The organism is Pseudoalteromonas sp. L1 (assembly GCF_021728095.1).
Taxonomy (GTDB): domain Bacteria; phylum Pseudomonadota; class Gammaproteobacteria; order Enterobacterales; family Alteromonadaceae; genus Pseudoalteromonas.
Window position 1 is genome coordinate 238,725 of sequence record NZ_JAKKCT010000002.1, and the last position, 13,562, is coordinate 252,286.

Sequence of the window (13,562 nt, forward strand, 5' to 3'; positions counted from 1 at the left end):
AAAGACAATGAAACCAGAAATTTATGATTTAATCGGAATAGGTGTAGGCCCGTTTAATTTAAGCTTAGCAGCGCTTTCTTCGCCCCTTTCAGACTTGAAGACGCTATTTGTTGACAGTCGCCCTAAATTTGATTGGCATCCTGGTATGTTATTAGACTCTGCGAGTCTGCAAACCCCTTTTATGTCAGATTTAGTGACGATGGCAGACCCGACAAGTCAGTTCAGTTACTTAAATTTTGCCAAGCAGACTGGTAAATTGTATTCGTTTTATATTCGCGAGAACTTCTTTTTACCGCGACAAGAATATAATCAGTATTGCCAGTGGGTGTGCCGCCAGTTAAATAATCTCAAGTTTAATTTTCACGTAGAAAACCTCGAATACGAGCAACAGCTCGACTGTTACCGAGTCTCTGGCAAAGATAAAGTGACTGGCAAGGTACAAGATTTTTATTGTAAACATTTAGTGCTTGGTACCGGTACTCAACCTTGGCTACCTGAATTTTGCCCAACCGATAAGCACATAACTCACTCTTCACAGTACCTTAATAACAAAACAATGTTACAAAGCAAGTCTGACATTACTATTGTTGGCAGTGGTCAGAGTGCAGCAGAGATTTTCCATGATTTACTGCTAGATATTGATAAATTTGGCTATCAATTACGCTGGTTGACGCGTTCACCGCGGTTCTTTCCCTTAGAGTACACCAAGCTTACTCTTGAAATGACATCGCCTGAGTATATTGATTATTTCCATAATTTACCAAGTGCGAAGCGACAACAACTTATCCACTCACAAAAGTCGCTTTATAAAGGAATTAATTCAGAGCTCATTAACGATATTTACGATTTGCTCTATCAAAAGAAACTGAATTGCGATTTCTTAGCCGAGCTTTTAACGAATACCTCATTAACGAACATTAAACAAGAAGGCCAAAAACTTGCCCTCTCATGCCTACATAACGAGCTAGAGCAAGATTTTAGCTTTAATACTAATGCACTTGTAATGGCGACAGGCTATCAATACCAGTTACCCACCTTCATTGAACCATTACGTCATAAATTAAACTTCGACGAGAACGACGAGCTACAAGTAAAACGTAACTATAACATTGATGAGCAGGGTCGCATTTTTGCACAAAACCTAGGCCTTAACAGCCATGGATTAACCGTGCCAGATCTCGGAATGGTGTGTTATCGCAATGCCATCATTTTAAAACAAGTATTAGGTAAAGCGCCTTACAGCATTGAAGAACGCATCGCTTTCCAACAATTTGGCATTCCTAAAACAGAGAGCTTTACGCCCTCACGTAGTAAAACAGCTTCAATGTCACAGGAGGCTATGTGAGCAGTTGTAACCACGCAGAGGTCAGTAAAAGCTTCGCTAGCCAGTGCCAAGCAATAATAAACACTGACGCCTTTGTTATTGATGACTTTCGTTTTTACATTTACCAAGCACAGAAGCACTTTTCCTTATTAAATAGCTGGCTTGCTCAAGATTATGCCCACTTTTGGGGAATGCAAAATATGAATGCGGAGCAACGCCAAAGTGAACTTGCTCCCGCATCTCATAAACTAGCACTTATAGCTTACCAAGATGCGACTCCTGCTTTTTTTATTGAATTGTATGACCCGCAATTTGACGAAATCGGTAAACATTTTGAAAACCAGTCTGGTGATTGTGGGATGCACCTTTTACTTGCCCCCGTAATCACTCCGCAAAGTGGTTTTAGTCGGCGTGCTATTACAGCAACAGCAAAACTCATCTTATCTAAATTAGGTTTTACTCGATTAGTTGTTGAGCCTGACATTAACAATCAAAAAATACATAAGCTAAATAAAAAAATAGGCATTCAGAGCAGTCATATCGTTCGCCTTACAAACAAAGATGCATGGCTAGGTTTTGCTGATCTAGCAAGCTTTGAAGCAGCTACAACACAAGGAGACTAATTATGGAAATCATTAAAAATTCATTCCCTCAACATTTGTCTGAATCTTTATGGCAAGGTGCTAATCAACATTTAGTCGCCAAAATACTCTCTGAGTTTAGTCATGAAAAACTAATAAAACCTATTGCAGCAAAAGAAGATAGAAAACAAACAGTGCAGCAATTTCAGTTATTATTAGAAAGCAACCAAGGGCTTTTAAGTTATGACTTTAGTGCTCGTCACTATCAACTAGATCACCTACATATTCACCCAGAATCAATCGTCTGCAAACTAGATGGCATTAACCAAGATTTAGATGCCGTAACGCTCATTATTGCCCTAAAAGATCGTTTAGGTATTACCGATAGCCTCTTACCAACTTATTTAGAGGAAATCACCAGCACTTTATACAGTAAAGCATTTAAATTACTTCACCAAAATAAACCCGTTTCAGAGCTGGTACATTGCGATTATCAACAAATTGAAGCGGCCATGACCGAAGGCCACCCAGTATTTGTTGCTAACAATGGTCGTATTGGCTTTGATATGGATGACTGCCACGCGCTTACACCTGAAAGTGGTCAAGCAATGAAATTAGTCTGGTTAGCTGTTGCGCGGGTAAACACAAGCCTAGCAATGATAGAAGAGCTTAATTACGAGCGTTTTATTGAAAGCGAATTAGGCAACCAGCAAATTGCAGCATTTAATAACATAATTGCTGAGCATGGTAAAAAAGCTGAAGACTATTACTTTATGCCGGTGCATCCTTGGCAGTGGCGCGAAAAAATTAGCCGAATTTTTGCTGCTGATCTTGCTCGTAAGCAACTTGTTTATCTTGGCCACAGTGAAGATGACTATCAGGTACAACAGTCGATTCGCACATTCTTCAACTTAAATAACAACAAGCGTTGCTATGTGAAAACCGCGTTGTCTATATTGAACATGGGCTTTATGCGCGGTTTATCTCCTTATTATATGAGCCGAACGCCCGAAATAAACACTTTTGTTGCTGAGCTTGTGAACAGCGACCCATACTTTGCTAAAAAACGCTTTGTCGTTTTAAGAGAAACCGTCGCAATTGGTTATCACCATAAATATTACGAGCAAGCTTTAGAAAAAGACACGCCTTATAAAAAAATGCTCAGCGCACTTTGGCGAGAAAGCCCTTTCAGTTTAACGTTTCAAGGAGAACCGTTAGTTAAAGAAAACCAACAGCTTTTGACATTAGCTGCCTTGCTACATCAAGACAGCCAACAAAAGAGCTTGCTTGTTGAACTCATTAATACCTCTCAACTCACAGCAACTGAGTGGGTAAGCAAATTGCTGGATCTTTATTTACAACCTCTATTACATGCGTTCTTTGCGTATGATTTAGTGTTTATGCCCCATGGTGAAAACCTCATCCTTGTTTTAGAAGAACACCAACCAGTTACTATTTTAATGAAAGATATTGGCGAAGAAGTCGCGATTCTAAACGGCAATTCCCCTTTACCTGGTCATGTCGCTGACTTAGCGGTGAGCCTAGAAGAGGACATGAAGTTAAACTATATACTGCTAGATATTTTCGACTGTATCTTCCGCTTTATCGCACCTCAGCTTGATGCGCAAAATTGTTTAACTGAACATGATTTTTGGCAATTAGTCGCTGATAAAGTTTATCAGTATCAGCATGAAAACCCGCAATTCTCCGAAAAATACGCACGTTACAACTTATTTAAGGCTCGCTTTACGCGTACCTGCTTAAACCGCATTCAATTGAATAATAATCAGCAGATGATTGACCTTGAAGATAGAGAGAAAAATCTCCGTTTTGCTGGGGATATCAAAAACCCACTGCATGATTTTGCCACTCGTCATGACTTTCAACATGACACAACAATGGCCTAAGCATAGGCCTCACTATTTATAGACGTAATAGGACTACGGATAAAAATGAAAAAGACTAACTACTTTAAACTCACGCCTGTCGCACTTTCTTGTTTAGCGATATTTAGCCACTCTTTACAGGCTGAGCAAAAAAAGCATCACGATATTGAAGTACTCACAGTCGTTGGTGAACAAAGCAATGCTCAAGGCTATAAAGTTGAGCAAATGAGTACCGCAACGGGTTTAGAATTATCATTTCTAGAAACACCACAATCAACCACAGTCGTGACTGAGCAAGCGATAAAAGATCAACAACTAAACTCAGTTATTGAAGTGATGAACAGCGTAACAGGGATTAATACCCGCCCTTCTGACAACGACCGCTACTCAATCAGTGCCCGCGGTATTGGCGTAAGCAGCATTTTATATGACGGCGTGGCAACAACCTACGATACACGCTTTAACTATGGTGACAACTTAATGGATAGCGCAATTTATCAGCGGGTAGAAGTTGTTCGCGGTGCAACAGGTTTGATGCTCGGGGCGGGTAGCCCATCGGCTGCGATTAATTTAGTTCGTAAGCGTCCGACAGAAGCGTTTCAAGCAAGCGTAAGCCTAAGTACAGGTTCATGGCAACAGTTACGCGGTATTGTTGATTTATCGGGAGGCTTAAATCAAGACGCAAGTGTTCGAGGTCGAGTCGTCGTAGCGTATCAAGATCGTGAAAGCTATCAGCACCGTTACGAGCAGCAACGACAAACCCTTTACGGTATTATCGAAGCAGATATAGGTCGTAATACATTGCTGACGTTAGGTGCTGACTATCAAGACACCAAACCTGAAGGCTCTATGTCTGGCGGATTACCGTTATTCGACAACCAAGGCAATAGAACTAACTACAGCCACCATACGTCAACAGCCCCACGCTGGGCGTCATCCAAAACCAAAGCATTGAATAGCTTTGCCACGATTGAACATAACTTTAGTGATGACTGGCAACTCAAAGCAAGTTACATCTATGGTGATAACGATTTAGAATATGATGTGTTATGGGCTACAGGTCACCCAGATCCAATAACCAACGAAGGGATGATACCTGGCTCATTGGCATTTATTGATGGTAATCGAACCCAACATACATTCGACTTAAAATTAACGGGCCGCTTTACCCTCTTTGACCGCTCACAACAAATTCTAATTGGTGCAAATCAACAGAAGCAAGAGTTTGCCAATCCATATTATGGCTCTTTAGATGAGGCTCCACCTTTAGGTGACTTTAGAGATGAAGATTTTACATATCCGACCCCTACATGGAGCGATGAAGTTCTGTATGGCTCATGGGGAGAAACAAAACAACAAGCAATATACCTTGCCTCTGATATTGAGTTAACCGACGCACTTTCAATGGTAATAGGTGGGCGTATTGATAATTGGGAAACTGACCAAGACAATTTTGGCACCGTTCATGATTACGAAGTTGATAATGAATTTACCAGCTATGTCGGCGCCACCTATGCTATTGGGAAAAATGTATCACTGTATGCCAACTACACAGATATTTTTACACCACAAAGTAGAGTGCAAGCTGATGGCAGTTACCTCGATCCTGTTAAAGGAAAAAACTATGAAGCAGGTATAAAAGCCAGCTTATTTGAAGAAGCGTTAGACACCTCACTTTCGGTGTTTGAGATCCGTCAAGATAATGTTGGTGAAGCAACGGGAGAAACCTTACCAGGAACAACAGTTCCTATATACCGCGGTATTGATGGCACTAAAACACAAGGATTCGAATTTGAAGCCAATGGTTCAATCAATGAACAATGGAACGTCTATTTTGGTTATAGTCAATTTGAAACAGAAGACCCTGATGGTGAAAAAGTAACGACCACCAGCCCAAAACATCAAGTAAAGCTCTTCACTACCTATGAATTGGATAACTGGGTAAATGGCTTACAACTGGGTGCTGGTGTTAATTGGCAAAGTGAGATCCGCAGAGATGTCACTAAGCCAGATAGAAGCTCAGTGGAGGTTAGCCAGCAAAGTTATGGGCTTGTTCGATTAATGGCAAGATACAATGTAAACGATCAACTAACATTGCGCGCTAATTTAGACAACGCATTAGATAAACGTTATTACAGCCAATTAGGCTTTTATAACCAGTTTCAATATGGCGCACCACGAAACTTTAGCATCACTGCTCAATATAGTTTCTAAGTAACTCGACATTATTGCGAATTGCTATTATGCCGCCTCTGTATGAGGCGGCATAATATACACTTTAAAGACGCAATTTTATGAAGAAACTTCCACCCCAGCACAATGAAAGTACAAACATACATGGCGTTACACGATACCACTGAGCTAAACTCTTTACTGGAGCGACAAGCTCCATTTTATAGTCAGCATTTTAAAATTATTGAGCCACATCAACCTCTCCCCGAAAACTGCCAACCATTATCACAACGATTAAATAAACCACATTATACCAAAGCGCTTATGACTTTTTCTAAGAGCTATCAACAACAGCAAGAAGCAATCGATCTTAGCGCTTTACATTCTATGTGGAGCCAATGGTTTTTCGGCTTTTTACTTCCGCCACTATTAGAATACGCATTAAAAAGCCAGACGAGTGTATTACATGCTGCAATGAACCTTAAAAACTGGCATTGGACTTATCATCAAACGGGGCGAGTAGAATGTTTCTATTTAGTGCTTAGAGAAGATCAAATTCAAAGACCGACTGAGTTAGCTATCACATTGCTAGAGCGGTTACTTGCTAAGCTGATAAACCCTATTGTGAAACAACTAAGTACCCTGTCGCCGGTGTCAGAAAAGTTATTTTATAGTCATGTAGCGTACTGTTTTTATTGGTATTTATCAGAAATGCCGTTAGCTCAGGAATTTAAACTAAATTTACTAAACCAGTTATTTAGTAAAGACACATTATTACTCGCTAAAGGCGCTACTTTGCCACACCCCTTATGGCGTAAAATTAGACTTAAAAATAGTGACTACCCGCGTATTATGTGTTGTTTACGGCATAAATTACCTAACACACAAATGTGTACTATTTGCCCATTGCACAAAAATAAACACAAGGTCTGTAAAACTGCGATATGAAGGCTCTGTAAAAGAGCCTCTATAGAATAGATTGTTTGAGCAAAGCTTTATTGCTCAAACATAGCCTTGTTTAGCCATCAACAATTATGCGTAACATACGACGAAGAGGTTCGGCAGCGCCCCATAAAAGTTGGTCACCCACTGTAAATGCACTGATGTATTCTGGGCCCATGGCCAATTTACGAATACGGCCTACCGGAATAGACAAGGTGCCCGTTACTTTTACAGGGGTTAGGTCTGTAGCCGTAATGTCGCGGTCGTTTGGAATAACTTTGACCCATTCATTGTGAGAAGCCAGAATCTCTTCCACTTTCTCCACGCTGATATCTTTGCGTAGCTTAATCGTCATTGCTTGAGAGTGGCAACGCATAGCACCAATGCGAACACATAAACCATCAACAGGGATAGGTTGCTGGCTACTACCTAAAATCTTGTTTGCTTCAACTTGTGCTTTCCACTCTTCTTTACTCTGACCGCTTGGCATTGGTACATCAATCCAAGGGATAAGACTACCTGCTAAAGGCACACCAAATTGGTCTTGTGGTAAATCACTTGAGGCGATTTTTTCAGTGACTAATTTATCAATTTCAAGAATTGCCGCGCTAGGATCAGCCAGTTTGTCAGCAACCGTTTCGTGAATTGCACCCATTTGTGCGATTAACTCTTTCATATTGCGGGCACCAGCACCAGAAGCCGCTTGATACGTCATTGGGCTAACCCATTCAATCAAGTCTTGCTCAAATAAACCACCTAGCGCTAACAACATTAACGATACAGTACAGTTGCCGCCAACATAGGTTTTAACCCCCTGCTCTAAGCCTTGATCTATAACGTCTTTATTGACTGGATCAAGAACAATAATGCTATCGTCACTCATACGCAGTGCAGATGCAGCGTCAATCCAGTAACCTTGCCAACCTGATTCGCGTAACTGCGGGTAAACGGCTTTGGTATAATCACCGCCTTGGCAAGTCACAATAATATCCATCTTCGCAAGCTCAGCAATATCATTCGCATCTAAAAGCGGCTTAGCAGGACCCGCAATATCAGGGCCTAATTGACCGGTTTGTGAGGTGGTGAAAAAAGTCGTGTCGATCTTAGAAAAATCATTTTCTTGCTGCATACGCTCTAATAACACAGAGCCAACCATGCCCCGCCAACCGACTAATCCTACTTTTTTCATTGTTTGTTCCACTGTTTGATTCATTCAAATTACCTAAACTGTTAAAAATTAAAGTCCATTGCGTGAGAATTTAATTTTTACAGAGGTAATCTAGCATTGCGGCCCAAGCAAAACTAGTGCTAGTCATAGAATATAAAATTTTTTCATCTTGGCTTAGTAATCTCATCTCAAATACCCAATTTGTTGCTCATACTTTTTCCAGCTCTAGCGAACTCTATTCACTTATGATGTAAAAACTGAGCTGATTTCTTAATGCAATTAATACAAATGCCATAAACAAGATTCATAATCATTTCGCACTTTGTAGTAGGAAGTACTGTGTATTTTTTATTTTTAAAAAGGAATCAAATAAATGAAAAAGCTATACTTTTCTGGTCTAATTGCGGCTTTGCTATCTTGTGGAGTTTCTGCAAACACTAACGAAATTGATGTGGAGGCAAATACATCTTTCACACGCTCTACAACCAGTGTCGAGCAAGTGGCGGGTTCTGCAACAAGCCTATCTACTGCAACTTACCTAAACCCAGTAGTTAGAGTAAATAACAGTTATAGAAACTTTTTCGTAGGCTCATTATCTGGCAACCAGTTTTGCAAAGAGCAAGGTCATAAAGAGGAAGTAACAGGAAGTAGCGTAAAATGTGGCGAAGATGAATCTTCTTATGCAGAATACGACTGGTATGATAGCGCATGGGTTTCAAAAAGCACGGGGAGCAAAAACCAGTGTTACCCACTCTATGCAAGCATAAAATGTGGTAATTAGAATTTAGAAAAGAACCCAGTGCTTTCTGGGTTCTTATCCTGTAATTGTATTTGTAATCTAGCCACTATTTTTTACCTGCCTTTTAAATCCTAAGCTTATTAAAAACGTCTCAATAATAGAATCACTGACCGAAAAATGATTTTACAAAAGTGATGTAGCTAACTTTGCTAGTTAGCTTAAATAGTTGCAACATAAATCCCTCTACAAAAATAAAAAAGCCCTGCTATTGCAGGGCTAAATTAATGTTAGGATTTATTATTATATCCTTCCTTGGCTAGAGTAAGTTAAAACTCGTAAGAATAACTGATACTTAGCTCTGTGCCTTCATCACGAGAACGCACAATAATATCTGACTGAGTCACTTCTTTATCCTCATTGAGTAAGTTTTGCACTTTGAATTTAACTTTAGAATTAAAATCAGGATACCAAGTATAAACTAAATCCAATGAATTAAAGGGTTGCTCATAAGCATCATCACGTCCTGCAACGCCTGCAGCAAGTATGCGCTCACCAAATACGTTGTACACTAGCGAAGCACTATGAATACCATCAGGCGAATCATAGTTAAGCTGCATATTAACAACGTATTGTGAGTGACCTGTCATACGCTTTTTAGGATTCGTTAAGTTGCCAGCAAATGCAGGATCTATCGTCGCTTCTGAGTCACTCAATGTGATATTACCGCTGGTAAATAGACCTTCAGTTACCATTGTAAGATCTTGTAACCACTCAGCTTCTACACCGTATACTTCTGCTGTTTCGCCGTTTACAAAGCTAGCCGAGTAGTCATCATCACCAACTCTTAATACAGTTTCGATTGGTGCTTGGATATCTTTATAGAATGCAGCCACACTAAATGAATTACCCGCCTCACCGTAATATTCATAACGTAAGTCATAGTTCTTAATTGGGCTGCTTTTAAGTCCTACACGCCCAAAAGTACGAATATCAGTGAGTGGGTCAAAGTAAGTGACAGGTACAACTTCACGAAAATCAGGACGTACGACCGTTTCACCATAACCTGCACGAATTTGATAATTTTCACCACCGAGGTAAGTTAATGACAGTGCAGGATACCAATCATCTTCAATAATAGTACCATCTTCAATATTCTCTGGAGACCAAATATTTTGCAGATCGTCACCATCAAAGATTAAACTTGACGTACCAACCGATGTTTGCCGGAACTGCTCATAACGAACACCACCACTTATACGTAACCACTGTTCATAAATAACATCAAATGAGGCGTAGCCTGCATCTATTTTTTGTGCAGCGATATAATCATCGGCATCAGGTGCTGTAGGTTCATTAAAGTCAACTAAGACGCCATTATTATCAATAAATTCATCAGATAAGTAGCCACTGTTTGCAAGCGGATCATTTGTACCGTCGTTAATCGATATAGGCGAACCTGAGCTGTTATTAATGGTAAAGCTTGACGTGTTATAAACACGGGCTCTATCTGAGAAGTCATAACCAAGCTTAAATTCAATATCCAGAGCATCAAAACTAAGTGGCAAGTTAAAGTTGCCACCATATGACGTCACATGCTCTTCCATGTCTGTATAAGACATGATTACACGGTTGTCATCACCTGTAATTGTCGAACCTGCGTAGTTTCCTTCACTATCGTATTGATCTCTGAATTTGTAGTCCGCATTAGTTGGGATATCTGTTGTTGCTTCAGAACGAGTGTATTGCCAATCAAAGCCAATCCCCCAGTAATCAAGAAAAGTATGTTGACCTAAAAATTGGCTAACATTTAACTCTCTTTGTTCAAGATTAAACTCATGATTACGGTTTGCAATGCCATTCCCTGCAATACTAAATGTAGAGCTGCCTGCAGGGCTTTGAGAAATTGACACTTCAGTTTCATCTTCGTTATCGACAATGTATAAATGCTGTGCTGAAATACTGTGCGTTTTATACGAATAACCAATACTACCTGTTAAGTTATAGCGCTCATTTTCAGTAGTAACTGTAGAGTCTTTTAATGTATTGTAACAAGACGAAGCCACATCATCAGCGGTTTTCAATGTCGTTGAACAGTTTTCTAAATCTTCTTGGTCTTGTGTAATAACAGATGAGAACTGTGTTCTAGAATCCCATTCATTGGCATACGCACCCGAGAGTAAAAAACCAATTTTTCCACCGAAATAAGACTCCTCAAAGCTATTACCTAAATGTGCTTTAACACCATATTCAGGATCAATAGAGTCTTTTTCTAACGCATAATTTCGTGGCAACGATTTTAGTAATTGATTGTTAATTGCTGTCGCTTGCTCGGCACGAGTTCCTTGCTCACTATCAACTAATAGATCTCTGTTAACAATATTGCTGACACTGAAGTTACCATGGTATCGCACAATAGCGTCTTTTAACGCCTGTGGTATGCCACTATCTGAACCTGAATAGGTATACCCATCATCTGCTGAAGTGTTATACCCTACTCCAAGCTCAACGCCCGCAGTAAATTCTGTTGGAATAGATTTAGTACGAATATCTATGTTACCACCACCAAATGCAGCAGGCATATCTGGTGAGTAGGCCTTCTGTACAGCCATACTTTCAATAATACTCGCAGGGAATATATCTAATGGTAGTACGTTACGAGTTAAATCAGGGCTTGGGACATATGCACCGTTTAAACGAGCACTGGAATAACGCTCACCTAAACCACGCACATAAATAAATTTACCATCTACGAGTGTTAGGCCAGTAACACGACGAAGTGCTGATGCGGCATCACTATCGCCCGTTCTTGAAAGTTGTTCAGCACCGAGAATATCCGCAACAAAAGCTTGATTTTTTCGTTCTTCAACGACCGCAGCAGCACTACCTTGAAGGCGTGTGCCCACAGCAACAACTTCTTCAATTTCGTTATTTTCGAGTTGTTCTTCAGCTGCACTTACATAACTAGTGTGGACAAACAATCCCAGGCCAATTGCGAGTGAAAGTTTACTCAGCCTATGTTGTTTTGACATGATTTACATCCTAATCAATTTGATAAAAAACAGGCGCCAGTTGCTTTGAAATAAGCATTATGGCGCCTACATTTCATAACTCTAAATGAGCAGGTATTAGTCTTGAGCAGCAGCTGCTAGTGCAGTTTCTACCCATTTGTACCAGCTTGAGCTAGTATCTTGATCAGATACTGCACCGATGTAATCAACCGTTTCGAAAAAGCTATCGTTAAGCATAGATAAGTCATTCGCAGAGATAGTTACATCTGTAGAGGCTGTATTAGTCGCAAACTCATTATCAGCAAATACTGCAACATCATCAGTTAAAATTTCATTGCTAGCGCTGTTTTCAAACCATGATGCTTTTGTTTGACCTGCTAAAGGGCCGCCTGCAAATGTGTCTGTATCTGCGAAGTTTGATGAACACGCCATAACTGAACTATTAAATGCAATTTTATCAGCTTGCTTTTCACCATCAGAAGAAAATTCGATACAGCTTGAATCCACTGCATTTTTCTTAAATATCAATGCATTGTAGATATTAGCATTAAATTCATCATCAAATTTAAAGGCTTGTGAAGGGTCATCATCACGTACTGATTTTCCATCAGTCGTAATAACCGTGATGTTCGCTAGCGTAGGGTTACTTGGTGCTACTTCAGCAGAAGACTCACCTTTAACACCATCTGACTCAAACCCATTGTTACCCATGTTTGCAACTGTGCCATCAGCAAGCGTTACAGTGCCATGTTTGATAAAGAGGAATTGACCCTTACCTTGCCAACCTGCATCAAAGTCAAATGAATCATCTTGTGTATCAGTCACAACAATATGTTTAATTGTCGCAGCACCACCGAAGAACTCGATACCATCATCAAAGCCCTGGTGAATATGTAAATAATCAAACGCAGAACCTGAACCTACCGCGTTAAGAGTTAGTGAGTTAAGGTCGTCACCTTCACCACCTACTTTAGGGCCTGAACCTGCGTACCAAATTTTAGCCCACTTGATGCTACCACTTGAATCTGCGTTATCATTACCACCAAAATAACTTGTTATACCCTCAGAAGGTACATTACAGGTGCTTGCAGCGCGCTCTGCATCAGTACATTGGTCAGTAATACCATTACCGTTGATAATGATACCGCCCCAATCAGCGTAACGCGGGCCATTGCCTGTGCTATCGAAACGATCAAACGCATTGGCAGATGTGAAAGTAATAGGTTTAGATTCAGTACCGTTCGCTTGAATTTTAGCGCCACGGGCGATTCGGATTATTGCTTCTCCAGACTGAAAAGCAAGTGTGGCACCTGGCTCTACTGTTAAAGTAGGTCCATTTTGAGGCACTTCAAAACCACTTGTTGTGTCGCCATCTTGACCAATTAATAAAGCATCAGCAAATAAATGAACACCGCCATCAGGGATTTCTTGGAATGTGATATTACTTGTAATTTCTATTGATTTACTTGCGAAAGAATCATTGTAAGTACAATCTTTACCATCGAAAACACCTTGAACAGTACCAGCATCTGACTCATAGCTAGCACATTCAAAATCATCGTTTGAACCATTATCAGTATTGTTGTTTGAGTTATTAGTACTATTATCAGTATTAGTGCTGTTGTCATTTACCGTTGGTGTGATTTCGATATCGCCGCCACACGCTGTCAGTGTTACTGCAGAAGCAAGCAGGCTGACCTTAAATAAGTCAGATAGTTTCATTATTGTACTCCGTTGAATTT

The 13,562-nt window shown here is 40.2% G+C and carries 9 protein-coding genes; 6 read left to right on the plus strand and 3 right to left on the minus strand.

The annotated features are described in order from the left end of the window. Positions 1-7: 7 nt before the first annotated feature. The 5 genes from L3V38_RS07315 (at position 8) to fhuF (ending at position 6,911) form a co-directional block, all read left to right on the plus strand. Positions 8-1,345, plus strand: coding sequence for a SidA/IucD/PvdA family monooxygenase (locus L3V38_RS07315; protein ID WP_237118925.1), 1,338 nt, complete (start codon positions 8-10; stop codon positions 1,343-1,345). Next, positions 1,342-1,947, plus strand: coding sequence for a GNAT family N-acetyltransferase (locus L3V38_RS07320; protein WP_237118926.1), 606 nt, complete (start codon positions 1,342-1,344; stop codon positions 1,945-1,947). Before L3V38_RS07315 ends, L3V38_RS07320 begins: the two co-directional genes overlap by 4 nt. A 2-nt stretch (positions 1,948-1,949) precedes the next feature. After that, positions 1,950-3,812: an IucA/IucC family siderophore biosynthesis protein gene (locus tag L3V38_RS07325; RefSeq protein WP_237118927.1), complete on the plus strand. Its 1,863-nt coding sequence runs from the start codon at positions 1,950-1,952 to the stop codon at positions 3,810-3,812. Positions 3,813-3,857: 45 nt separating this feature from the next. Then, complete coding sequence (locus tag L3V38_RS07330) at positions 3,858-6,005, plus strand: TonB-dependent siderophore receptor (RefSeq protein ID WP_237118928.1); 2,148 nt, start codon at positions 3,858-3,860, stop codon at positions 6,003-6,005. A gap of 123 nt (positions 6,006-6,128) precedes the next feature. After that, the gene (gene fhuF / locus L3V38_RS07335; RefSeq protein ID WP_237118929.1) at positions 6,129-6,911 is read left to right on the plus strand and encodes a siderophore-iron reductase FhuF; all 783 of its coding nucleotides are present in this window, start codon (positions 6,129-6,131) and stop codon (positions 6,909-6,911) included. Positions 6,912-6,981: 70 nt separating this feature from the next. Here the strand turns inward: fhuF and asd are convergent, their stop codons facing one another. Further along, complete coding sequence (gene asd / locus L3V38_RS07340) at positions 6,982-8,118, minus strand: aspartate-semialdehyde dehydrogenase (protein ID WP_237118930.1); 1,137 nt, start codon at positions 8,116-8,118, stop codon at positions 6,982-6,984. A gap of 328 nt (positions 8,119-8,446) precedes the next feature. On the opposite strand from asd, the gene L3V38_RS07345 reads away from it, so the two are divergent. After that, complete coding sequence (locus tag L3V38_RS07345) at positions 8,447-8,854, plus strand: hypothetical protein (protein ID WP_130152207.1); 408 nt, start codon at positions 8,447-8,449, stop codon at positions 8,852-8,854. A gap of 284 nt (positions 8,855-9,138) precedes the next feature. Here L3V38_RS07345 and L3V38_RS07350 read toward each other — a convergent pair whose 3' ends face one another. Both L3V38_RS07350 and L3V38_RS07355 read right to left on the minus strand, forming a co-directional pair. Further along, a complete protein-coding gene (locus L3V38_RS07350) occupies positions 9,139-11,841 on the minus strand; it encodes a TonB-dependent receptor (RefSeq protein WP_062568028.1) in 2,703 nt (900 codons plus the stop codon). Between the two features lie 96 nt (positions 11,842-11,937). Next, the gene (locus tag L3V38_RS07355; RefSeq protein ID WP_062568029.1) at positions 11,938-13,542 is read right to left on the minus strand and encodes a hypothetical protein; all 1,605 of its coding nucleotides are present in this window, start codon (positions 13,540-13,542) and stop codon (positions 11,938-11,940) included. Between the last annotated feature and the right edge of the window lie 20 nt (positions 13,543-13,562).

Bases quoted from the DNA above. Each gene is read 5' to 3' on its own strand.
- L3V38_RS07315 (WP_237118925.1), top strand. From the start codon at position 8: ATGAAACCAGAAATTTATGATTTAATCGGAATAGGTGTAGGCCCGTTT.
- L3V38_RS07325 (WP_237118927.1), top strand. From the start codon at position 1,950: ATGGAAATCATTAAAAATTCATTCCCTCAACATTTGTCTGAATCTTTA.
- L3V38_RS07330 (WP_237118928.1), top strand. From the start codon at position 3,858: ATGAAAAAGACTAACTACTTTAAACTCACGCCTGTCGCACTTTCTTGT.
- fhuF (WP_237118929.1), top strand. From the start codon at position 6,129: ATGGCGTTACACGATACCACTGAGCTAAACTCTTTACTGGAGCGACAA.
- asd (WP_237118930.1), bottom strand. From the start codon at position 8,118: ATGAATCAAACAGTGGAACAAACAATGAAAAAAGTAGGATTAGTCGGT.
- L3V38_RS07345 (WP_130152207.1), top strand. From the start codon at position 8,447: ATGAAAAAGCTATACTTTTCTGGTCTAATTGCGGCTTTGCTATCTTGT.
- L3V38_RS07350 (WP_062568028.1), bottom strand. From the start codon at position 11,841: ATGTCAAAACAACATAGGCTGAGTAAACTTTCACTCGCAATTGGCCTG.
- L3V38_RS07355 (WP_062568029.1), bottom strand. From the start codon at position 13,542: ATGAAACTATCTGACTTATTTAAGGTCAGCCTGCTTGCTTCTGCAGTA.